This is a genomic window from Nonomuraea sp. NPDC049378 (assembly GCF_055586745.1).
This window is the reverse complement of the sequence record NZ_JBVJHP010000004.1, coordinates 296,632-319,201: the sequence shown is the minus strand read 5'-3', so window position 1 is coordinate 319,201 and position 22,570 is coordinate 296,632. Positions and strand designations below refer to the sequence as shown.

At 72.2% G+C, this 22,570-nt stretch carries 21 protein-coding genes; 11 read left to right on the top strand and 10 right to left on the bottom strand.

All coding sequences use genetic code 11. The features are described from left to right. Window positions 1–12 precede the first annotated feature (12 nt). The 6 genes from ACZ6SA_RS11460 to ACZ6SA_RS11435 all read left to right on the top strand — a co-directional run bounded on the left by ACZ6SA_RS11460 (window position 13) and on the right by ACZ6SA_RS11435 (window position 2,994). A complete protein-coding gene (locus ACZ6SA_RS11460; RefSeq protein WP_347644133.1) occupies window positions 13–813 on the top strand; it encodes a GNAT family N-acetyltransferase in 801 nt (266 codons plus the stop codon). Window positions 814–875: 62 nt separating this feature from the next. Next, the gene (locus ACZ6SA_RS11455; protein WP_465827679.1) at window positions 876–1,073 is read left to right on the top strand and encodes a hypothetical protein; all 198 of its coding nucleotides are present in this window, start codon (window positions 876–878) and stop codon (window positions 1,071–1,073) included. 178 nt (window positions 1,074–1,251) lie between these two features. Further along, window positions 1,252–1,395, top strand: a complete 144-nt coding sequence (locus ACZ6SA_RS11450) for a hypothetical protein (RefSeq protein ID WP_465827677.1) — start codon at window positions 1,252–1,254, stop codon at window positions 1,393–1,395. A 93-nt stretch (window positions 1,396–1,488) separates the two neighbouring features. Further along, window positions 1,489–1,749: a hypothetical protein gene (locus ACZ6SA_RS11445; RefSeq protein ID WP_132598580.1), complete on the top strand. Its 261-nt coding sequence runs from the start codon at window positions 1,489–1,491 to the stop codon at window positions 1,747–1,749. Window positions 1,750–1,806: 57 nt separating this feature from the next. Beyond that, window positions 1,807–2,658: a helix-turn-helix domain-containing protein gene (locus tag ACZ6SA_RS11440; RefSeq protein ID WP_347644135.1), complete on the top strand. Its 852-nt coding sequence runs from the start codon at window positions 1,807–1,809 to the stop codon at window positions 2,656–2,658. A gap of 69 nt (window positions 2,659–2,727) precedes the next feature. Beyond that, on the top strand, window positions 2,728–2,994 hold the full coding sequence (locus ACZ6SA_RS11435) for a hypothetical protein (protein ID WP_347620896.1): 267 nt from the start codon (window positions 2,728–2,730) through the stop codon (window positions 2,992–2,994). A gap of 43 nt (window positions 2,995–3,037) precedes the next feature. Here the strand turns inward: ACZ6SA_RS11435 and ACZ6SA_RS11430 are convergent, their stop codons facing one another. From ACZ6SA_RS11430 to ACZ6SA_RS11400, 7 genes are all read right to left on the bottom strand, one after another. Further along, window positions 3,038–4,000: an ABC transporter substrate-binding protein gene (locus ACZ6SA_RS11430; protein WP_347644136.1), complete on the bottom strand. Its 963-nt coding sequence runs from the start codon at window positions 3,998–4,000 to the stop codon at window positions 3,038–3,040. Window positions 4,001–4,014: 14 nt separating this feature from the next. Then, entirely contained in the window at window positions 4,015–4,962 is a 948-nt protein-coding gene (locus tag ACZ6SA_RS11425) for an ABC transporter permease (RefSeq protein ID WP_347644137.1), read from the bottom strand. Further along, window positions 4,959–5,855, bottom strand: a complete 897-nt coding sequence (locus tag ACZ6SA_RS11420; protein ID WP_347644138.1) for an ATP-binding cassette domain-containing protein — start codon at window positions 5,853–5,855, stop codon at window positions 4,959–4,961. The genes ACZ6SA_RS11425 and ACZ6SA_RS11420 overlap by 4 nt, the downstream gene beginning before the upstream one ends. 216 nt (window positions 5,856–6,071) lie before the next feature. Continuing rightward, complete coding sequence (locus tag ACZ6SA_RS11415; RefSeq protein ID WP_465827673.1) at window positions 6,072–6,638, bottom strand: coiled-coil domain-containing protein; 567 nt, start codon at window positions 6,636–6,638, stop codon at window positions 6,072–6,074. 169 nt (window positions 6,639–6,807) lie between these two features. After that, window positions 6,808–8,205, bottom strand: coding sequence for a HAMP domain-containing sensor histidine kinase (locus tag ACZ6SA_RS11410; protein ID WP_347644140.1), 1,398 nt, complete (start codon window positions 8,203–8,205; stop codon window positions 6,808–6,810). Further along, window positions 8,202–8,903, bottom strand: coding sequence for a response regulator transcription factor (locus ACZ6SA_RS11405; RefSeq protein WP_347644141.1), 702 nt, complete (start codon window positions 8,901–8,903; stop codon window positions 8,202–8,204). The genes ACZ6SA_RS11410 and ACZ6SA_RS11405 overlap by 4 nt, the downstream gene beginning before the upstream one ends. Window positions 8,904–8,965: 62 nt before the next feature. After that, entirely contained in the window at window positions 8,966–10,168 is a 1,203-nt protein-coding gene (locus tag ACZ6SA_RS11400) for a cytochrome P450 (protein ID WP_347644142.1), read from the bottom strand. 86 nt (window positions 10,169–10,254) lie between these two features. Between ACZ6SA_RS11400 and ACZ6SA_RS11395 the strand changes: the two genes are divergently transcribed. Further along, window positions 10,255–10,815 carry a TetR/AcrR family transcriptional regulator gene (locus ACZ6SA_RS11395; protein WP_347644143.1) on the top strand — a complete coding sequence of 187 codons (561 nt, stop codon included), beginning with the start codon at window positions 10,255–10,257 and terminating at the stop codon, window positions 10,813–10,815. A gap of 6 nt (window positions 10,816–10,821) precedes the next feature. Here ACZ6SA_RS11395 and ACZ6SA_RS11390 read toward each other — a convergent pair whose 3' ends face one another. Together ACZ6SA_RS11390 and ACZ6SA_RS11385 are read right to left on the bottom strand one after the other, a co-directional pair. Then, window positions 10,822–12,327, bottom strand: a complete 1,506-nt coding sequence (locus ACZ6SA_RS11390) for a phytoene desaturase family protein (RefSeq protein ID WP_465827669.1) — start codon at window positions 12,325–12,327, stop codon at window positions 10,822–10,824. Between the two features lie 49 nt (window positions 12,328–12,376). Next, on the bottom strand, window positions 12,377–13,267 hold the full coding sequence (locus ACZ6SA_RS11385; RefSeq protein WP_347644145.1) for a LysR substrate-binding domain-containing protein: 891 nt from the start codon (window positions 13,265–13,267) through the stop codon (window positions 12,377–12,379). 70 nt (window positions 13,268–13,337) lie between these two features. Between ACZ6SA_RS11385 and ACZ6SA_RS11380 the strand changes: the two genes are divergently transcribed. From ACZ6SA_RS11380 to ACZ6SA_RS11365, 4 genes are all read left to right on the top strand, one after another. Then, window positions 13,338–14,453, top strand: a complete 1,116-nt coding sequence (locus ACZ6SA_RS11380; RefSeq protein ID WP_465827667.1) for a YeiH family protein — start codon at window positions 13,338–13,340, stop codon at window positions 14,451–14,453. Between the two features lie 107 nt (window positions 14,454–14,560). After that, window positions 14,561–15,487, top strand: a complete 927-nt coding sequence (locus ACZ6SA_RS11375; RefSeq protein ID WP_347644147.1) for a pseudouridine-5'-phosphate glycosidase — start codon at window positions 14,561–14,563, stop codon at window positions 15,485–15,487. After that, entirely contained in the window at window positions 15,472–16,413 is a 942-nt protein-coding gene (locus ACZ6SA_RS11370; RefSeq protein WP_347644148.1) for a carbohydrate kinase family protein, read from the top strand. The genes ACZ6SA_RS11375 and ACZ6SA_RS11370 overlap by 16 nt, the downstream gene beginning before the upstream one ends. 82 nt (window positions 16,414–16,495) lie before the next feature. Further along, complete coding sequence (locus ACZ6SA_RS11365; RefSeq protein ID WP_465827664.1) at window positions 16,496–19,261, top strand: hypothetical protein; 2,766 nt, start codon at window positions 16,496–16,498, stop codon at window positions 19,259–19,261. Window positions 19,262–19,582: 321 nt separating this feature from the next. On the opposite strand, the gene ACZ6SA_RS11360 is transcribed toward ACZ6SA_RS11365, so the two are convergent. Next, on the bottom strand, window positions 19,583–22,546 hold the full coding sequence (locus ACZ6SA_RS11360) for a helix-turn-helix transcriptional regulator (RefSeq protein ID WP_465827662.1): 2,964 nt from the start codon (window positions 22,544–22,546) through the stop codon (window positions 19,583–19,585). Between the last annotated feature and the right edge of the window lie 24 nt (window positions 22,547–22,570).

Below are 22,570 nucleotides of genomic sequence, written 5' to 3'. Positions count from 1 at the left end.
GGATGAGGTCTCATGCGCCGCCTCACCATCCATGACCTGGACGACTGCGTCCGCCTGGCCAAAGACCGCGACTGGCCGCCCGAGGAGCACAAGTGGCGCCTGCTGTTCGAGATCGGCGAGCCGTACGGCATCGACGCCCCTGACGGCGACGGCCTTGCCGCGTGCAACGTCCTGACCCCCTACGGCGACGGGCACGCCGTGATCAGCATGGTGCTCACCGCGTCCCGCTACGCCAGGCAGGGCCTCGGCCGCGCGCTCATGCGGCACGTGCTCGACCAGGCCGGCGACCGCACCGTCTTCCTCCACGCCACCGGGCAGGGCCGGCCGCTCTACGAGCAGCTCGGCTTCCGGACGGTCGGCCGGGTGGCCAAGCACACGGGCGTCTTCGCGGGCGAGCCCTCGGGCCTGACCCGTCCCGCCACGGCAGCCGACCTCGACGCCGTCCTCGCGCTCGACGCCGAGGTGTTCGGCATGGACAGGTCGGCGGCGCTGCGGCGGATGTTCACGTTCGGCGAGCAGGTCAGGGTGGCGGCCGGCGGTTTCGGCCAGTGCTGGCGCAACGACGACAACACCGTGATCGGCCCGGTCGTGGCCGGCGACGAGGAGACGGCGCGCGCCCTGATCGGCGACCTGGCGCTCGACGCGGGCGGCGAGGTGCGGATGGACTTCGACCTCGCCCACGAGTCCATGATCCGGTGGGCGGGCGAGCACGGCATCGGCGAGCCGTGGGAGGTCGCGTTCATGGTGCGCGGCGACGACCTGCCCGGAGACCGGTCACGCCAGTTCCTCCCCTTCATGCAGGCACTCGGTTGACCCGGTTCGCGGGGCCCGCATAGGGCCCCCACCAGAACATCGTTCTGGCCGAAGGGCGGCACATGACCTCCATCCACGTCGACGCCGGCGCCATCGACCTCGACGAGCCCGGCGCGTGGATGGACGATCAGGGGCCGCCGCCGGTCCCGATCACGGGGGCCACGCCGGTCCCCGGCGGCACCCAGAACGTCATGGTCCGCCTCGAACGCGGCGGCCGCCGTACATCCTGCGCAGGCGTCCGCTGCGCGCCCGCCGCATGAGCAACGAGGTGCTCCACCGCGAGGCCCGGGTGCCGGCGGCGCCGCACGGCACGCCGGTGCCCGCCCCCGCGCTGGTGGCCGCGCGGGAGCCGGTGTTCTACCTCGTGACTCCTCCGCTTCCCGAAGGGAGCGGCCTCTCGTCCCGCTTGCGCGGGGATGGCCGGCGGGCGACGACCACGTGCCGGGACTGCCCGCGCCGCAGGAGATCATCGCCTCCTACGCGGCACTGTCCGAGCGCGACATGTCGGCCATCGACTGGTACGCGGTGACGCTCGGCCTGTTCGAGCGGGCCCAGGAGCTCAAGGGCGGCACGCTCAACTGACCAAATATCACGATTTTCGGAGAAACGATCACACATAGACCCCCGAGCCATACAATTGCGCGCAATTGCATCTTTCATCGGGGAAGGATCGTCATGCGTATGCGGTTCCTCGGGTCCACCTCGGAGGCGGGCGCCTGTCCCACCCTGTACGAGACCGACCGCGGCACCATCGTCGTCCAGGGCCTCCAGGTCACCGACGCGGAGGCGCTCGCGGACCTTCGCGACGTGCTCGACGGCGAGGGCGCCGTCGAGGTGCCCCGCGAGCTCATCACCGAAATCGCCCGCCGGGTCCTGACCGACGGTTCGGCAACCGCTTTCCCCACCTGCGGAGGAACACCCACGGCTACCGGCTGATCACAATTGCGCACCCCACTGGCATGATCGACGCAAGCAGGGCTAGCCTCTTGCGGCGTGACGTCCTTTCAGCAGGCGCGGATCGACCTCGGCAGCCATTTACGCCAGCTGCGCGAGGCGGCCCGGCTGTCCGGCAAGGAGCTGGCCGAGCAGCTGCGCTGGCAACCGTCCAAGGTCTCGCGCCTGGAGAACGCCAGGCAGACCGCCACCGAGGACGACGTGGTCGTGTGGGCGCAGGCCGTACGCGCCTCGCCCGACACGACCGACGAGCTGATCCGGCAGGCGATCGCGCTGCTCGAACGGCACGACGACTGGAAGCAGCGCCACCGCAGCGGGCTGGCCGCCCTCCAGGAGGACGTCCGCGACCTGGAGGCGCGCACCAAGCTGTTCCGGGTGTTCGAGCCCGGCATCATCGTGGGCCTGCTGCAGACCTCCGAATACGCCAGGCACGTGTTCCGCAAGGTCAAGCGCCTCTACAGCGCCGCCGACCAGATCGACGCGGCGGTCCGGGTGCGCATGCAGCGCCAGGAGATCCTCTACGACCGCACGAGGACGTTCCGGTTCGTGGTGTCGGAGTCCACGCTCCGCACCCTCCTGGCGCCGCCCGAGGTCATGCGCGGCCAGCTCGACCGCCTGCTGGCCGTCAGCACGCTGCCGAACGTGGAGTTCGGCGTGATCCCCTTCGACGCCGAGTTCCCGTCCAACCCGGTCAACGGGTTCTGGATCTACAACGATTCCATGGTCGGCGTGGCCACCATGACGAAGGACCTCATCCTGCGCGACCCCGACGACATCGCCTTCTACGTCCGGGCGTTCGACGACTTCGCGAAGGTGGCCGAGTTCGAGGAGTCCGGGCGGGAGGTCATCATCAGGATCCTTCACGATTACCGGAAACAAACCGCACATTAACCGCAGCAATTGCTTGCCTCCCGCCCCAAGATCGTGCAATTCTGTCGCGAGACGTTGCGGAGGTGACGCATGATGCTTGATACCGCGCTCTGCCTCGAGCGGTTCGCCTGGCACGCGGGTCGTCACGCGGACCTGTCGGTCCAGAGCCTCGCCCTGTCCAGCGACCCTGCCTACGTGTCGGTCCGCAACCGTTTCTCCGCCACCCTCGCCGAGACCGTGACCTGCTCCGACGAGGGCGCGTTCATCACCTCCTGGGGCTACCGCCTGGGCACCTCGGAAGACGTCGAGTCCGCCGCCGCCCGGCTCGCCTTCCTCCTCGCCGCCCTGCCGGCCTAGGTCAGGCTCCGCTCCCGGCTCCCCTCCGTCCTGCCGGCCCGGATCAGCACCCCGCCCGGTAAAGGATCTTCTGCACCTCCGGCTGGTCGACGTTCTCCTCCGTGACGATCGTGGCGTCCGTCGGGATCGACGCCGTGACCTGCTGCCCCTTGACCGCGGCCACCGCCTGCTCGACGCCTTTGGCGCCGATGTCGCCGGGCAACTGCGCGATCAGGGCCTGCACGACGCCGTCCTTGAGCTGCTTGACCTGCGCGGGCCCGGCGTCGAACCCCACCATCTTGACCTCGCCCAGCTTGCCCGCCTGCCGCAGCGCCGAGCCCGCACCGGTGGCCGAGTTGAGGTTCGCCGCGAACACCCCGGCCAGCTCGGGATCCTTCGCCAGCGCCGCGTTGACGATCCTGGACGCCTCGCCGACGTCGTTGTGCGAGTACTGCACCCCGAGATGGTCGACGTCCGGGTGGTTCGCCGTGATCTCCTGCTCGAAGCCCCTGATCCGCGCGTCCACGGTGCTGACGCCGGGGTCGGTGGAGATGACCAGCACCTTGCCCTTGCCGCCGATCTGCTCCGACAGCGCCTGGGCCGCCGCCGCGCCGCCCTTGACGTTGTCGGTGCTGATCCGCGACAGGCCGATGCTCTCGTCCTCGACCACCGTGTCCACCAGGATGATCTTGATGCCCTGCTGCTTGGCCTGGGTCAGCGGCGCGATCATCGCCTTGACGTCGGTCGGCGCGATCAGCATGGCGTCCGGCGCGCTCGCGGTCACGGAGTTGACGATCGGCGTCTGGAGCGTCGGATCGAACTTCTGCGGCCCCTGCACGTCGAGCGCCACGCCCAGCTCCTGGGCCTTGGCCTTCGCGCCGCAGGCCATCGTCTCGTAGAACTCCTCACCGGCCAGGCCCTGCACGAGCGTGACCCTGGTCTGGTCGTCGCCGCCCGCCTCGCTCCCCTGCCCGCCGCAGGCGGCGATCATCATCGTCGCCGCGAGCGCGGCCGTGATCTTGCGCATGCTGGTGCCTCCTCCTATCGGTCGCGGGCCCTGCGCCTCCACTGGTCGACGTAGACGGCGGCGACGAGCACCGCGCCCACCACCACCTGCTGCCAGAACGGCCGCACGCCGAGAATCTGGAAGCCGTTCTGCAGCACGACGGGGATGAAGACGCCGATGACCGTGCCGGCCACCGTGCCGACCCCGCCGAACAGGGACGTCCCGCCGATCACCACGGCCGCGATGGCCTGAAGGTTGTCGGTGGAGTGCGCGGACACGCCGGTGATGCCGTACTTGGCCAGCGACAGGCAGCCGGCCAGGCCCGCCAGCAGCCCCGCGAGCCCGTACACCTTGACCAGGTGTGCGCGCACGGCGACGCCGCCACGCCGGGCGGCCTCGACGTTGGAGCCGATCGCGTACGTGTGGCGGCCGAACCGGGTGCAGGCGAGCATGAGGGCCAGGGCCGCGGTGATGGCGGCGCAGATCCACACGATCACCGGCACGCCCAGCCAGCGGGCCAGGCCGAGCCCGAGGTTGAGCTCGGTGGGGGCGCGCAGGTCGACGCCGCCGGTGAGCAGCAGCGCGCCGCCGAGAGACATGCCGAGGGTGCCGAGCGTCACGATGAGCGCGGGGATACGGCCCATGGCGATCAGCACGCCGTTCAGCACTCCCCAGGCCAGCCCGGCCACGAGGGCGGCCAGGCCGCCGAGCGCGAGCGACCCGGTGGCCTCCATGACCTTGGCCGCGGACACGGCCGAGAACACCAGCACCCCGCCCACCGACAGGTCGATGCCCGCCGTGATGATCACGTACGTCATGCCGGCGGCGAGCAGCAGCAGGATGGCCGCGTCGCTGACCAGGTTGAGCACGTTGAACGAGGTGGGGAACGTGCGCGGCGCGAGCACCGAGAACGTCACCAACAGCCCCGCCAGCACCAGGCCGATCCACACGACCTGCGGGGCGCCGAACCGGAGGCGGCTCATCGGCCGTCTTCCTGTCCGTCCGCCCCCGCGCCGCGCCGCCCGGGCCCGTCCCCACCCGCGACGCCCCGCCCGGGCCCGTCCTCCGCTCCGTCCCCATCTGCGGCGTCCTGCCCGGCGTCGTCCGGCCGCCCGTCGGGACCGGCCTGTTCGAGTGCGCCGGTCATGGCGCCGACCAGCTCCTCCATCGAGACGCGCGCGGTGTCGAACCTGGCCACCCTGCGGCCCAGCCGCAACACCTCCACCCGGTCCGACACCGCCATGACGTCCTGCATGTTGTGGCTGATGAGCACGACCGCCACGCCCGCGTCGCGTACGCTCCTGATCAGGTCGAGCACCCGCCGCGTCTGCACCACGCCGAGCGCCGCGGTCGGCTCGTCCATGAACACCGCCCGCCGTGCCCATCCCACCGCCCTGGCCACCGCGACCCCCTGCCGCTGCCCGCCCGACAACGTCGAGACCGGCGCCGTCTCCGACTTCAGCCGTACGCCCAGCCGCTCGCACGCCTCCCGCGTCTCGCGCCGCATGGCGGCGTTGTCCAGCACGCCCAGCATTCCGAGCAGCCCCGGCCTGAGCCGTTCCCTGCCGAGGAAGTAGTTGGCGGACGGGCTGAGCTCCGCGCAGAGCGCGAGGTCCTGGTAGACGGTCTCGATGCCGGCGCCCCTGGCTTCGTCGGCCGATCCGAACGCCACCGGCCGGCCGTCGACCTCGATCGTGCCCGTGTCGGGCCGTTCGACGCCTGACAGGATCTTCGCCAGGGTGGACTTACCCGCGCCGTTGTCGCCGATCAGCGCGACCACCTCGCCCGGTCGCACCGCGAAGTCCGCGCCACGCAGCGCCTCCACGTGGCCGTAGCTCTTCACGATCCCGCGGGCGGCGATCAGCGGTGCGCCCATAGCACCATCAAGGATGCCTCTGACATCGTTGTCAAGACCGAAACCCGATCCCGCGCCCGACCACCCGTTCGCCGCGGAAGGTCACAAGGCCCGAAAATCCGCCGGGCAGGGGGCGCGCAGGGCGTCCGGTGGCCGGGTGCCCGGTCCGGGGGTCCTGCGCACGCGAAGGGCGGGTCCGCATGGCGTGCGGGCCCGCCCTTCGGGAGGGGCTCGAATTCAGTTCACGTCGAGCTTGCGCCGGATCGCGACGAGGATGTCCAGCATCTCGAGCTGCGTCCCCTGCAGCCCGTCGACCTTGCTCTCCAGACTATCGACCTTGCTCTCCAGCTTGCCGAGCCTGCGGTCGGTCTCCGCGAACTTGGCGTCAACCTTGCTCTCCAGCTTGCCGAGCCTGCGGTCAGTCTCCGCGAACTTGGCGTCGACCTTGCTCTCCAGCTTGCCGAGCCTGCGGTCAGTCTCCGCGAACTTGGCGTCGACCTTGCTCTCCAGCTTGTCGAGCCTGCGGTCGGTCTCCGCGAACTTGGCGTCGACCTTGGCATCCAGGGCGTCGACCTTGGTCCCGAGCGACCCCACCCTGCCGTCCAGGGCATCGATCTTGCTGTCCAAGGTGTCGACCTTCGCGTCGAGAGTGGTGACTTTCCCGTCGACGACCTTGACGCGGGAGCCCACGCCGTTGACGCGCTCGGTGAGCTGCTGTCCCAATTCCATGCGATCCGCCCGGATGTTGACGAACTCGGTGGCCAACTCGTTAGCGAGTTTGACAGCCGCGTCCTTGTAGCTCAACTCGATCTCCCCTACCTTTGAAGGCAGGGACCGGGGATGTAATGGCTCTCCGGTCCCGTTCGTTTGCCACGAGAATACCTTGCCGGGCGTCGGCCATGAAGGGAACCGAAGAAAGTTTCCCCTGGTCAGCGGGCTATTGGCGGCATAAATTCGGACCTATCCGAATAAATTAGCCAGACGTATTCTCCGGGCCATCATTTCGCCCCTCATTTCGCCCCTCATACGGCCTTGTTGTCGGCCGCGGATCGGGAGTTCCCGGCAGATCCATGGTTGCGATCGCTCCGCCGCCGCGCGCGTTCTCCAGGCGTACCGTTCCTGCCGCCTCCGCGACCGCCTGCGCCACGATCGCCAGGCCCAGCCCCGACCCGGGCAGCCCGCGCGCCGACGGCGAGCGCCAGAAGCGCTCGAACACGTACGGCAGGTCCTCCTCGGGCAGTCCCGGGCCATGGTCCCGCACGGTCAGCCGGCCGCCGCGCAGGCTCACCTCGACCTGGCCCTCCGGGCTGAACTTGGCGGCGTTGTCGATGAGGTTGAGCACGGCACGTTCCAAGGAGGCGGCGGCGCCGACGACGTACCACGGGCTCAGGTCGGTGACGACCTCGGCGCCGCGCAGCCGGGCGCGCTCCACGGCGGCGGTGACGACCTCGTGGAAGGCCAGCTCGACGTGCGGCTCGTGGTGGGCGTCGCCCCTGGCCAGCTGGAGCAGATCGCCCACGAGCGTGGACAGCTCGGCGAACTGCGCCTTCACGTTGACCAGCAGGCGCTCCTTCGCCCCGGGGTCGAGGCTGCGTCCGGTCTGCTCGCTGCGCAGCAGCAGGTCGATGTTGGTGCGCAGGGTGGTGAGAGGGGTGCGCAGCTCGTGGCCGGCGTCGGCGACGAGTTGCTGCTGGCGCTCGCGGGATCCGGCCAGCGCCGCGGTCATGGCGTTGAAGGACGAGCTCAGCCGGGCGATCTCGTCGTTGCCCTTGACGGGGATGCGGGTGCCGAGGTCCTCGGTCTGGGCGATGTGCTCGACCGCCTTGGTGAGGTCTCCGACCGGGCGGAGCCCGGCGCGCGAGATGGCCAGGCCCGCCCACGCGGCGCCGAACACGCCCAGGGCCGCGACGGCCGCCAGCGCGAACGCGGTGTTCCGCAGCGTGCGCCTGGTGTGGTAGAGCGGAGCCGCCTCCAGAACGGCGGTGCCAGGGGAGAAGTTCGAGATCACCACGCGGACCGGCTTGCCGTCGCGGGTCACGCCGTCACGGCAGATCGGCTCGCGGCGGTCGGCCGCCAGGGTCAGGTCCTCCTCCGTCCACAGGATGGGCGCGCCGAGCGAGCACGTGGTGCCGTCCGCGCGCAACAACATCGCCATGCCGGCGTACTCGTCGGACGAGCCCTCAGGAGTGCAGTGGTGGAGGAGGAAGTCCCTGTCCCCTGACTCCTCCGGGTCCATGATGGTCTGGTCGAGCTGCTTGATCAGCTGGTCCTGGACGATGAACCACGACATGCCCGCGCACACCGTGATGGCCAGCGCCACGGCCACCGTGACGAGGAGGGTGAGGCGGGACCTCAGGCTCCCTCGTCTCACGGCGCCGCTCTCAGGACGTATCCCACGCCGCGCACCGTGTGGATCACGCGCGGCTCTCCCCCGGCCTCGGTCTTGCGCCGCAGGTACATCACATAGACGTCGAGCGAGTTGGAGGTCGGCTCGAAGTCGAATCCCCACACCTCGCTCAGGATCTGGTCCCTGGTCAGCACCTGGCGCGGATGTGCGAGGAACAGCTCCATCAGCAGGTATTCGGTCCTGGTCAGGTCGAGCCTGCGCTCGCCGCGGGTGACCTCCCTGGTGGCGGGGTCCATGCGCAGGTCGTCGTACGTGAGCGCGTCGCCGTTCTCGGCCGGTCCGGCGCTGAGCGCGCCTCGCCGCAGCAGCGCGCGTACCCTGGCCAGCAGCTCGTCCAGCTCGAACGGCTTGACGAGGTAGTCGTCGGCGCCCGCGTCGAGCCCGGAGACCCGGTCGCCGACCGCGTCGCGGGCGGTCAGCATGAGGACGGGGATGTGGTTGCCGGACGCCCGCAGCCGGCGGCACGCGGTCAGCCCGTCGAGGCGCGGCATCATGACGTCGAGCAGCACCCCGTCGAACGAGTCGCTCGCCAGGGCCTCCAGCGCCGCGTGCCCGTCGCCGGCCGTGACGACCTTGTAGCCCTCGAACTCGAGGCTCGACTGGAGCGCCTCGCGCAACGCGGGCTCGTCGTCCACCACCAGCAACCGTGCGGGCTCACTCATGCTGCAAACGCTAGAGGTTCATCATGAAAAGGTGATGAACGCCCTCGGTTCTTTTCCGTGGATCACCACGCGACGGGCAACGCCTTGAGCCCGAGGATGGGGCTCTCGTGCTTGACGGGCACGTCCTCGTCCGCCACCGTGACCCGCAGCCCGGGCAGCCGCTCGAACAACGTGCGCAGCGCGATCTCCAGCTCGGCCCTGGCCAGGTTCTGGCCGAGGCACTGGTGCACCCCGTAGCCGAAGGCCACGTGGTGCCGGGCGGAGCGGCCGATGTCGAACTCGTCCGGCCGCTCGAAGGCCCGCTCGTCCCGGTTGGCGCAGGCTCCGAGCACGAAGATGCCCTCGCCCTTCCTGACGAGCTGCCCGCCGATGTGCTGGTCCTCGATGGCCACGCGGTCGAACGCCACCCAGTCCACGACCGAGAGGTAACGCAGCAGTTCGTCGACGGCCGCGGGCCACAGGTCCGGGTCCGCGCGCAGCGCGGCGAGCTGGGCCGGGTGGCGCATGAGCGTGAGCGCGGCGAGCGGGATCATGTTGGCGGTGGTCTCGTGGCCGGCGACGAGCAGCAGGAACATCACGCCCACGATCTCGTCGTGGCTGAGCCGCCCGGTGCCGATCAGCCGGCCGAGCAGGTTGTCCTCCGGATCCGCCTCCGCCCTGGTGACCAGCGCGTCGAGGAAGCCCCTGATCTCCATCACCGCGGCGTGACGCGCCTCCTGGCCGACGCCGGCCGAGATCATCCTGCGGGTCCGCGACTGGAAGAACTCGCGGTCGGCGTACGGGACGCCGAGCAGCCGGCAGATGACCAGCGAGGGCAGCGCCAGCCCGAACGCCTCCACCAGCTCGGCCTCCGGCCCCTTGGCGATCATGTCGTCGACGAGTTCGTCGGCGATGTGCTGGATGCCGGGTCGCAGCTCTCTCATCCGCCTGACGGTGAACTCGGGGATGAGCAGCCGGCGGAACCTGCCGTGCTCGGGCGGGTCCAGGTCGATGAAGTGGCCGATGGCGAACTTCGCCATGGCGGCGTCCTGCTCGGGGGTCGAGGGCTCCCTGCTCAGCGCGCCGCTCGGGTGGCCGGGGGTGGCGGGGTTGGTGCTGATGCCCGCGCCCGAGAGCACCTGCCGGGCCTCGGCGTGCCGCGTGATCAGCCACGCCTCACCGCGGGGCAGCCTGGCGCGGACGAGCGGGGCCTGCTCGCGCATGCGTTCGTACGCGGGTGGAGGTGCGAACGGGCAGGTGCGCGGGACGGGGAAGTTCTCGGCCATAGTCTGCTCCCAACGAGTCCGGCATCATTCATTACTTACGCGAAAGTAAGCAATGAAGTGGCCGGCGGTCAAGTGATGGGAGCGGAATGGCTGGACGGCGGACGGATACGAGAGAGCGGATCCAGCAGGTGGCGCTGGAACTGTTCGCCGAGCGGGGATACGACAAGACCACGCTCCAGGAGGTCGCCGAGCGGCTGCGGATCACCAGGCCCGCGCTCTACTACCACTTCCGCACCAAGGAGGCGATTCTCGCCGGCGTCGTCGACCGGCTGGTCGACTCGATCGACGAGCTGGTGACCTGGGCCAGGCAGCAGCCCATGACCGCCGAGTCGAAGCAGGAGATCCTGCGGCGGATCGCGGAGTTGCTGGCTGATCAGTGGCGGCCGTTGTTCCAGTTCGCTCAGGTGAACCAGGGGGTGATGCGCGAGCTGCCGGCCGGCGAGTGCATGCGCCAGAGCCTGATCAGCATGCTGTCCCTGCTGGTGCCCCCGGAGGCGAGCCCGGTGCGGCGGTTCGAGGCCAGGCTCGCGGTGATCGCGGTGATCCTGGGCAACGTGCCCTTCCTCGTCGACACGGACCTGTCGGAGGCGGAGCGGGTGGCGGTGGCGCTGGAGGTGGCCACCAAGCTGGTCTCCGAGGACGGTTAGCGGCGATCAGCGGCCGAGCAGGGCCATGGCGGCGTTGTGGCCGCCGATCCCGCTCACGCCGCCGCCCCTGCGGGCGCTCGCGCCGCACACGAGAACGCGCTCGTGCTCGGTCTCCACGCCCCAGCGGCCCTGCTCGGCGTACGGCCAGCTCAGGTCGGCGTGGAAGATGTGGCCGCCCGGAAGCCCCGCGTCCTTCTCGAGGTCGACGGGCGTCTTGGCCTCGACGCACGGGGTGCCGTCGGGGGCCTTGAGCAGGCAGTCCTCCAGAGGTTCTGCCAGGACGGCGTTGACGGACGCGAAGGTGGCCTCCAGCGCCTGCTTCCGGGCCTGATCCGGATTTTTCCGGAAAAGTCGGGCGGGCATGTGCAGCCCGAACAGCGTCATCGTCTCGGCCCTGCCCCTGAGCTCGGGGCCGAGGATGGACGGATCGGTCAGGGAATGGCAGTAGACCTCGGCGGGCGGCAGTTCCGGGATCTCCCCTCGGGCCGCCTGGGCGTACGCCCCGGCGAGCTGGTCGCGTCCCTCGTTGATGTGGAACGTACCGCTGAAGGCGGCGCGCGGATCCACCTGCGCGTCCTTCAGCCGTGGCAACCGCGACAGCACCATGTTGACCTTCAGCTGCGCTCCCTCGGGCACCTCTGCCGGCCGGCCCATCAGCCGGTCGAGCACCGCGGGCGGCAGGTTGACCAGCACGTGCCCGCCGTTCACCGTGTGCTCGCCGTCCTCCGTCACGAACGCGACCTCCCCGGACGGCGAGATCCCGACGATCTCCGCGCCGGTCCTGATCTCGGCGCCGGACCGCCTGGCCGCCGCCTCCAGCGCCCCTGAGACCGCGCCCATGCCGCCGACGGGGACGTTCCAGTCGCCGGTGCCGTCGCCGATCACGTGGTAGAGGAAGCACCGGTTGGCCGACAGGTCGGTGGCGGGGTCGGCGAACGTCCCGATGAGCGCGTCGGTGAGCACGACGCCGCGCACGGTGTCGTCGGCGAAACGTTCGTCCACGGTCTCGCCGATCGGCCTGGCGAACAGGTCCCGCCACGCCTGCGCGCCGACCAGCCGCTCGATCTCGGCCGGCGCGCGCAGGGGTTCGAGCAGGGTGGGAGCGAGGGCGCGGGCGACCCGCGCGGTCATGCCGTAGAAGTCCCGCCAGGCCTCGTGGTCGGCCTCCCCTCCGGTGACGGCGCGGAACGAGGCCGCCGTACGTGCCGCGTCCTCGTTGTCGACGAGCAGGCCCGTGCCGCCCCTGGGCGTGTAGGAGGCGTGGCGGCGGCGCCGCAGCTCCAGGTCGAGCCCCAGGTCGCGGACGATCTCGCGGGGCAGGAGGCTGACGAGGTAGGAGTAGCGCGACAGGCGCACGTCCACTCCGGGGAAGGCCCGGGTGGAGACCGCCAGGCCGCCCACGTGGCCGTACCGCTCCAGGACGAGCACCCGCCGTCCCGCCCGGGCCAGGTACGCCGCGGCGACCAGCCCGTTGTGCCCGCCGCCGGCCACGATCACGTCATAAGCGCCCATCCACGCACCATAAGGCGCAAACCACACCATCCGTCAACGCCCGGAACGGTCACGGACGGCTGGCGATGGCGAGCAGGATCGCGGCAGGGCCGGTGAGGGGACGGCCGCGGCGCCATACCGCCCGCAGGCTCCTGACCAGATTCACCCCAGCCAGCGGCACCTCCACCAGCCGCCCGGTCGCCACGTCGGCCTCCACCGCGTACCCGCTGAGCACCGCGGGCGCCGCTCCCGCCTGCGCGGCTCCCTTGACCGCCGCGTTCGACCCCAGCTCCAGCCGCGGGCTGGCCTGGTGCAGGCCCTTGAACGCCACGTCCAGCGTCTCCCGCGTCCCCGACCCCGGCTCCCGCACCACCAGCGGCGTCGCGGCCAGCTCCACGCCCCGCAGCGCCGTGCGGCGCCGCGCCCACGGATGGCCGGGCGCCACCACGACCACCAGCCTGTCGGTGCCCACGACCCGGCTGTCCAGCCCCTCGGGCACGCTCGGCCCCTCGACGAACCCCAGCTCCACGTCCTCGGCCAGCACCCGCGCCGCGACGTCGGCGGAGTTGACCACGTCGAGCCCGACCGGCACGTCCGGCTCCCGGTTCTGCAGCTCACCGAGCCACCTCGGCACGAGATACTCGGCCACGGTCATGCTGGACGCCACCCGCAGATGCGCCGCCTCTCCGTGCCGCACGGCCTGCACGGCGCGCATCAACTCTTCGGCGGCGGCCAGCACCTGCGCGGCCCAGCCCGCCACCATCCTGCCCTCGGCGGTGAGCGTCGACCCGCGCGGTGTGCGCTCGACCAGCGGCAGGCCCAGGCGGCGTTCGAGGTGGGCGACGCGCTTGCTCGCCGACGGCTGGGCGATGCCCGCGGCCTTGGCCGCCTGCCCGAGGCTGCCCAGCACGCCGACATCGACCAGCAGCTTCAAGGAGTCGAGATCGGGCAGTGCACTCATAGCCCCAGGCTATGGGCTCCCAGTCAGCTGGCGCCTACCGGCCGTGCCACCCGCTCAAAAGACTGGGATCATGTCCCTCACCGACGGCTCGCCCGCTGCCGCCCGCCACCCATCGGGGCCGCAGCCGCGGGCTCACGACACCGCCACAGCGGGGTCGCGGGCTCGCCGCTCCACCACGCCGGGATCCCGAACCCTCCGCCTCGCCCGGGCGCGGATGCGCCGTACCGGCTCCTTCCTCGCCGCGACCTGGCCGGGTGTCGCCGTGACCGCGCTCGCGGTGGTGTTCGCGCTGGCCGCCAGCCGGTTCTTCCCGGCGCTCAGTCCCGCGGTGATCGCGGTGGCCTCCGGCGCGGCGCTGGCCAACGTGGCCGGGATCGGCGAACGGTTGAAGCCGGGGCTGGCGTTCGTCTCCAGGCGGGTGTTGCGGGTCGCGGTCGCCCTGCTCGGCCTGCAGATCGCGCTGCCTCAGGTGCTCGCGCTCGGCTGGCAGACGCTCGCCGTCGTGGTGGTGGCCACCGGGGTGACGTTCGCGGTGACGCCGCGGATCGGGCGCATGCTCGGCCTCACGCCCGGCACGTCACTCCTCGTCGCGACCGGCGTGTCCATCTGCGGCGCCGCCGCGATCGCCGCCATGCACGAGAGCTCGGACACCTCCGACGATGACGACGCCGCCGGCGCGCTCGGCGTCGTCGTCCTGTACGGCACCGCCGCCATCGCCGCGATCCCCCTCCTGGCCTCCCTCATGGGCCTGTCGCCCGCACAACTCGCGGTGTGGACGGGGGCGGCCGTGCACGAGGTCGCCCAGGTGGCCGCGATCGGCGCCGCCTCGGGAGTCCTGGCCACCGCCGTGACGGTCAAGCTGGGCCGCGTGCTCCTCCTCGCCCCCATGGTGGCCCTGTTCTCCGGCCGCACCGGGGACGCCTCGTCCCGGCCGCCGGTCGTGCCGCTGTTCGTGGTGGCGTTCCTGGCCATGGTCGCCCTGCGCAGCACCGGGCAGGTGCCGGCGGCGGTGACGGACCAGATCCCCCAGGTGACCGGCGTGCTGATGGCGGCCGCCCTGTTCGGCCTGGGCACCGGCATCGACCTGCGAAAACTGGTCAAAGGCGGACGAGTCATGCTGCTCGGAGGCATCGCCACGGCGGTCATCGCCGCCGTCTCACTGGCCGGAGTGGCGCTTCTCGTGTGATCCTCGGATGGACGGCCGCAGCGCCGTGCTCAGCTCGGAACAAATACCGTAAACTACCCCGTTCAGGGTATGCCGGTAAGGATCACTCAGGGAGCACGAAACTCACCATGCGCAGCGCCACCGACTCCGTTCTTCAGCCGTCCAGCGAGGTCGTCGAGGCCCTGGCCGGCGGCGCGCCCGTCGTGGCGCTGGAGTCCACGATCATCTCCCATGGGCTGCCGCAACCGCGCAACCTCGAGGTGGCGCGCGAACTGGAGGGGATCGTCCGCGACGCCGGCGCCGTGCCGGCCACGATCGCCGTGCTCGACGGCGTGCCGCGCATCGGGCTCGACGAGGTGGAGCTGGAGCGCGTCGCGACGGAGTCCGGCCTGCGCAAGCTGGGACAGCGGGATCTGCCCGTGGCGGCGGCGCTGAAGGCGAGCGGCGCGACCACCGTGTCGGCCACGTCGTTCCTCGCCGCCCGCGCCGGGATCCGGATCTTCGCCACCGGAGGCCTGGGCGGCGTGCACCGGGGCTGGACGGACGACCAGGACGAGTCCGCCGACCTCGACGCCCTCGCCCGCACGCGCATCACCATCGTCTGCGCCGGCGTCAAGTCGATCCTCGACGTGCCCGCGACGCTCCAGCGCCTGGAGACCAGGGCCGTGACGGTGGCGGGCTACCGTACGGACACCTTCCCCGGCTTCTACCTGCACTCCTCCGGCCAGCCGATCGACTGGCGCATCGAGTCGCCCGCCCAGGCCGCGGCCATCATGCGCGGCCAGGACGCACTCGGCGGCCAGGAGAGCGCGCTGATCGTGGCCAACCCGGTGCCCGAGGACCGCCAGCTCGATCCCGAGCTGCACGACCGCGTGCTCGCCGAGGCGCTGGCCGCCGCCGAGCGCCAGGGGATCAAGGGGCAGGCCATCACCCCGTTCCTGCTCGGCTATCTCGTGGACGGCACCGGCGGCGCCTCCCTGGAGGCCAACCTGGCCGCCGTGCGCGGCAACACCGCACTCGCCGCCCAGATCGCCCTCGCATGGGCGAGACCGTGATGGACAACGCTCTCCTGATCATCGGCGACGTCGTCACCGATGTGGTGGCGTTGCATGGTTCACCGGTCATGACGGGCGCCGACACGGCCGCCGACATCGTGCTCCGTCCCGGAGGTTCGGGCGCGAACACCGCCGCCTGGGCCGCCTGCCTGGGCGCCGACGCGCGGCTGCTGGCCAAGCTGGGTTACGACAGCAGCGAGTGGCACACGACCGAGCTTCTCAAGACGGGCGTACGCCCGCACCTCTCCGTGGACTCCGACCATCCGACCGCGGTCGTGATCGCCATGGTGGACAAGAGCGGTGAGCGCTCGATGCTCACCAACCGCGGCGCCGGCGGCCTGATCTCGGACGCCGACTGGGATCCCGCCCTGCTCGACGGCGTCGGCCGGCTCCATCTGTCGGGATACATCCTCTTCGGGGAAGGCGGGCTGCGGCTGGCCCGACGCGCCATGGCGGAGGCGGCGGCCAGAGGCGTCGCGATCAGCATCGACCCGGCCTCCACGGGGCCGCTGCGCGACTTCGGCGTCGAACGGTTCATCCAGGAAACCGCCCCTGCCAGCCTGATCATCCCGAATCTTGACGAGGCCCTGATTCTCAGTGGTGCCCCAACGGCGGAGCGTGCCGCCGTACTCTTGAGTGAGACGTACGGTACAGCGGTCGTGAAGCTGGGAGCCGAGGGAGCGCTGGCCGCCGTGGACGGTGCAGTGGTCGCGACGGCGGCGGGCGTGCCCGCCGAGGTCGTCGACTCGACCGGGGCAGGTGACGCGTTCGCCGCGGGCTTCCTCGCGGCGGCTTTACATGGTGCCGGGGAAGGGGCCGCTCTGGAGGCCGGTTGCCGCGCGGGGGCCGAATGTGTGGCCCACGTGGGCGGCCGACCACGGTACGGTTTGGATCTGAACCGTCTTTACCCTATTCACACTGATTGATAGCTTGCCGCGTAGGCTGCACCATTAGCCACATCACTACGGGCAGCACCATGCGGCTCACTGGGGAGGATAAGGTCCGCCGATGGATGTCGAGTCATCGATCTGCCTGAGCGACCTAGTCCCTGCGCTGCGCTGGAGCCGTCCGCAGCAGGTGGCCGAGGCGCTCGGCGACCCGCGCCTGCCCGCCGGGTGGTGGTCCTCCATGGCGCTGTCGAAGGCGCTCGGCACGGCGGGCCTCGACTGGATCTGCGAGCGGCTGGCCCGGCTGGCGACCTCCCGCTGGGATCACCTGCCGCTGTGCGACCTGCTGCCCGCGCTGACGGTGCACCACATCGACCCGGCACTGCCGGGCTGGCCCGAGGCCACCCGGACGGCGATCACCGGCCTCGGCGGCTGGCAGCGGCTGCGCCGGTTGTCCCCCAGCGACCTGAGCACCCCGTCGGCCACGCCTGAAGTGGTGGTCGGTTCGATCTTCCGCGAGATCCTCGGCCGCATCCCGGCCCAGCGCGAGCCGGTGCTCGCGGCACGGGCGAACCATCCGGAGGTGACCCGCCCGCTCCATGTCGGCGCGGCCGCCGGTCTCTCGTCCAGGAGCACCGGCTCCTTCCCCGCCCAGCCGGAGGGCGTACCGCAGCCCCAGGCCGCCGCCCAGCCCGGCACACCACAACCCGCGGGTTCCCAGCCCGGAGCACCACAACCCGCGGGCACCCAGCCCGGAGCACCACAACCCGCGGGCACCCAGCCCGGAGCACCACAACCCGCGGGCACCCAGCCCGGAGCACCACAACCCGCGGCCGCGCAGTCCGGCGCACCCCAGCAGCCGGGGGCAGGCCCGTCCGGCCCGCCTCAGCCCGCGGGCTCCCAGCCTGCCGGCGCGCAACCCGGCCCGCAGGAGAGCGCCGCTCCCTCGGCGCCCCCTCAGACCGGGATGTTCGTCGCCCAGAGCGCCTCCCAACCCGGCGCCGGCGCGCAGCCGCCGTCCACAGGACCGTTCACCAGTCCGGCCGAGGGGCACGCCCAGCCGCAGACGGGCGCCTTCGCCGTCCAGCCACCGGATCGCAGGCCCGGCCCGCAGAGCGGCTCCTTCCCCGCACAGCAGGAAGGCCGCCAGACCGGCCCGCTTCCCGCGCAGCCGGAAGGCCGCCAGCCGGGTTCCACGCCCGCGCAAGGGGAAGGCCGCCAGACAGGGTCGTTCGCCGCGCAATCGGAGAGCGGCCGGCAGAGCCAGACGGGCTCCTTCCCCGCTCAGCCGTCCGACCGCCCGGCCGGCCCGCAGAGCGGCTCCTTCCCCGCGCAACCTGACGGCCGCCAGACGGGGTCGCTCCCGGCCCAGCCTCCGGGCGGCGGCCCGCACCAGGGCCCGGGGGTCGAGGGCCTTCCCCAGCGCCCGGCCCCCGGCGGCCCGTCCGAACGCCTTCCGCAGCGTCCCGGGGGCGCGGCGCCCGGGCGCCAGGACACCGGCTCGCTCCCCGGCATGCCCGGCTCCGGTCCCCAGACCGGCTCGATGCCCGCCGTCCGCGGATCAGGCCCGCACACCGGCTCGATGCCCGCCGTCCCCCATTCCGGTCCCCAGACCGGCTCGATGCCCGCCGTTCCCGGATCAGGCCCGCACACCGGCTCGATGCCCGCCGTCCCCCATTCCGGTCCCCAGACCGGCTCGATGCCCGCCGTTCCCGGAACAGGCCCGCACACCGGCTCGGTGCCCGCCGTCCCCGGCCCTGACGGCGCCAAGGGCGCGCCCGCCTACGCGGCTCCTGTTCCCGGCGCGCCGCCGTCCGGCGCGGCGCCCACCGACAACGACCACGCGATGGTGCGGGTCGTGGACAGCCTGTTCCGCAGCCTGGACAAGATGGAGCTGGCGGTGGCCGTCCACCGGCTGTTCGCCGAGGACCCGGTCAGCCTGCGTACGCTCGCCCACAAGCTGCTGGTCGACAGGGACGCGCTCTCGCAGGCCCAGCGCACCGCGGAGGAGCGTGTCCTGCACTGGCTGCGCTCCTCCGAGTCCGCGCCCGTCACCGGCCACATGTTCCGGCTGACCGAGTGGCTCGGCGCGGCGGCCACCGAGGACCAGCTCATCGGCGCCGACCCGGCCCACCCGGTGACCGTCCCGTCGCTGCGCACCCCGCTCTGGCGTGTGCTGGTGACGCTCATGCCCGACCGCCGTCTCCAGGACGGCTGGCTGGTGGTGGGCGACATCCACGGTCTCCAGAGCCGTACGCGGCAGCTCCTGGCCTCCAGCCCGCCCGACGCCGACGTCGTGGAGCTGATGGCGGAGCTGGGCATCCGCGCCCACTCGGCCAAGGCCTGGCTCGACGCCCTCCCCGCCGAGACGGTCCCCGACCCGGCCGCGGCGCAGGCCCCCGCCCAGCCTCTCCCCCGCCGCACGCCCGGCGCCAACGGCCACCACCGGGGCGGCCAGCCCATCCCGACGGTGAACGCGAGCTCCATCGACCCTTCCGCCGCCCTGGCCACGTTGTCGGCCCTGTCGGGAAGCCGCTCAGGGAAGGTGCCCGGCGGCCTGGCAGGCGCCCCGTCCACGCCACCCCCGCCACTGCCGGGCCCGTCCTCCGACCCGCGCCGCTGGCAGCGCATCGAGGTCACTCCTGAACACCTCAGGGGCGGCCCGGTGCCGGTGCCTGAGGGGTACGCGGCCCAGCTCGGCATGCGCCCCGGCACGCTGCTGTCGGTGACGGGCCCCGGCGACAACGCCATCGTGCTGGTGTGGCAGGGCCACCAGCCGGTCTTCGACTCCCTGCAGCCGGTGCTCATGCGCCTGAACGCCCGGCCCGGTGACCAGGTGTACGTCACCGTGGACGGCTACCGGCTCGAGGCCCAGCTGACCGGCTGACCACACCCCTGCCCGCCACCCGCGAACGCCCGTCACCCCTCGCCGAACGGTCAAGCGCCGTCGCCGAACCCGTGGCATCCACCCAACACCACTGCGGACCCGCCGCCAGGGGAAACTCCTTCGACCCACCCGCGACGACCCGCGAAACGCCTTCTTCGACCGTCGGTGCATGCTCGCAGGGCCGGGCGGTGGCCTGGAGACGCCGGCCGGCCGGTGCGTCCGCTCACTTGCCCGGCGTGGCGTGGCCGGTGACGCGGAGCCGTGCGAGCCGGCGACGAGCCGTGGCGGGCTGGAGCATCCGGCCCGACTGGACGGGACGACTCACGTCGGAATGTCGAAGAGGCGGAGGCGGTGGGCCGTGGCCGCGGCCTCGCCCCGCGTGGCGACGCCGAGCTTGGCCAGGATGTTGGAGACGTGCACGCTCACTGTCTTGACCGAGATGAACAGCGCCTGCGCGATCTCCCTGTTGCTGCGGCCGTTGGTCACCTCCTGGAGCACCTCCAGCTCGCGAGCCGTCAGCCCCATCGGGTTTCCCTCGCCCGCCGCGTCCGGCCCCGCGAGCCTGGATCTGCGGCCGAAGGCGTCGACCTGCTCCATCAGCGGCCCGGCGCCGAGCCGCTCGGCCAGCTCCCGCGACCGTGCCAGCCGCGCCGCGGCCTCCTGCCGGTCGCCGCACGCGAGCGCGGCCTGGGCCGCGCTCATCAGACACCAGGCCTCGGCGTACGGCTGCCGCAGCCCGGCCCACGCCCGCACCGCCGCGTCCCATGCCTTGAGCTGCCAGGCGGCCGGGTGTTCCCCGGCGAGCACCGCCGCAGCGGCGGGGAAGTGAGGGCCGGTCAGCGCGGCGAACGTGAGCCGGTGCGCCTGCTGGAGCGCCCCGTCGACCTCGAGCTCCTGCGCCAGCGCACGAAGCCGCGGCAGGAAGGGCGCCCCGGGGCGCGCCGGCCCGCCGGAACCTCCGGCGGGAACGGGCGCCGCGACGGAGGCGAAGAGCCGGGCGAAGGCCACCAGCACCGGCCACGAATATCGCGGGCTGGCCAGCAGGTCGCGCTCCTCCAGCGCTCGCCCCGCCGTCTCCACCGCCTCCTCGATCCGCCCGCGTGCCTCGAGCAGCCCTATCTCCCTGCGCAGATGAGGAAGCAGCACCTGGTCCCGGTGGACCCCGCGGGCCAGCACCCTCCGCACCGAGCCCAGCAGCGTCTCGGCCCGGTCGTGCTCGCCCCGCGCCAGCGCGATGTCGGCGGCGAAGCCCTGCAGGCTGGCGCAGTAGGGGGCGGGCGGCGAGAGATCGAGCGCGTGCTCGATCACTTGCAGCGCTTCGTCCCACTGCCCGAGCGACACCAGCGGCTCGGCCAGGTTGATCGACAGGAACGTGCCGGACGTGCGGGCCAGGCCGTAGTGGCCGGCTTCGGCCACGCCCTCGCGGGCGACCCGCGCGGCCCGCTCGTGCCGGCCCGCGCCCTCCAGCGCGTCGGACTCGGAGATCGCGCAGCGCATCAGCGCGTTGTACGCCCCTCCGCCCGACGCGATGGCGCGGGCCTCCCCGAAGGCCCCGAGCTGGTCCTCGATCTCGGAGTAGCCCCAGCGGCCCCAGGCGTAGTCGATCAGGGCGTGGGCCTCGACGTTGGCGTCGCCGACCTCGCGGCTGATCTGCCTGGCGAGCTGGGCGGTGGCCAGACGTTCCGGCAGGTCCTGGGGCCGGTGGAGCATGCGCGAAAGGCTCTCCAGGACCTGGGCGCGCACCTTGCTGGGCTCGTGCGAGGGGACCAGCGCGGCCGCCTGGCGGAGATCGTCGATGTAGCCGGGGCGGCCCAGGTCGTAGCGGGTCAGGCCGCGCTGGCGCAGCGCGTGCGCCGAGTCGATCGGGTCGGTGTCGTGGTCGAGCGCGGCCAGGGCGGCGCCGGCCAGGGCGATGCTGCGCTCGTATTCGCCGGCCAGGTGGGCGACCGTGGCCGTCTGCCGCAGCACGCGGACGCGGACGGCGCCGATGCGCTCGGCCGCGTCGGGCACCTGGTCCCACAGCTCGAGCACTCTGGACAACATCCTGAGCTGCTCGTCGTAGGCGGCGGACTTGCGGGCCGCGGCGGCCGCGTGCCAGGCGCTGACCAGCGCCCACGTGGAGTCGTGGGCGGAGTGCCAGTGGTGGGCCAGCTCGATCGCGCCGCGCGGTGCGGGCAGGATCGACAGGTCGCGCTCCAGCGCCTCGGCGTAGCGGGTGTGCAGGCGGGTGTGCTCGCCGGGGAGGAGGTCGTCGTGGAGCGCCTCGCGGATGAGGGCGTGCCGGAAGGAGTAGCCCTCGCCGTCGACGACCAGGACGTTGCCCGCCACCGCCGGCCGCAGCGCTCCGGAGAGCGCACTCTCGTCAAGCCCCGCGACGGCGCTCAGCAGGTCGTGCTCGATGCGCTGCCCGCCGGCGCTGGCCACCCGCAGCAGCTCCTGCGTCTCGTCGGGCAGCCGCTCGACGCCGGCCAGCAGCAGGTCGCGCAGCGACTCGGGCAGCGCGTGGCCGCCGCTCTCGTCGCTCAGCAGCGCCTCGACGAACAGCGGGTTTCCCTCGCTGCGCGCGTAGATCACGTCCATGTCGGCGGCGGACGGCGCGCGGTCGAGGATGCCGGCCGCCTGCTCGACGGCCTCCTTGCGGGTGAGCCTGCGCAGCTCGATCCGGCTGACCCACTCGACCCTGCTCAGCTCGGCGATGAGCGGGCGCAGCGGGTGGGTGCGGTGCAGCTCGTCGGCGCGGTAGGAGACGACGACGAGCAGCCGGGCCGCGGTGCGCTGGTAGCGGACGAGGAATGACAGCAGGTCGCGGGTGGAGCGGTCGGCCCAGTGCGCGTCCTCCACGACCAGCAGCACGGGACGCTCTTCCGCCAGCCGTTCGAGCAGGCCGAGCACCTGCTCGAACAGGCGCGCCCTGGCCTCCGGCCCGTCCCTGTCCGGCTCGCCGAACTCCGGCAGCAGCCGCGCCAGCCCGCGCGTGGTGCCGCCGGGGACGAGCGCCGCGACTCCGTCACGCCCCAGCTCGCGCACGAGCCCGCGCAGCACGGCGGTGAACGGCGCGAACGGCAGGCCCTCCGTGCCCAGCTCCAGGCACCCGCCGACGAGCACCATGGCGTCGCCGGCCCGGCCGGTGAACTCGTTGATCAGCCGCGTCTTGCCGACGCCGGCCTCGCCGCCGACGAGCACCGTGGCCGACGCCCCGGCCCGCGCCCTGACCAGCGCGTCGCCGAGAACGGCGAGCTCACGGGCACGCCCGACGAACAAGGGGCTCACGGCGTGGATGCTCACGTCCCAAGGATGCCATCCGGCGCC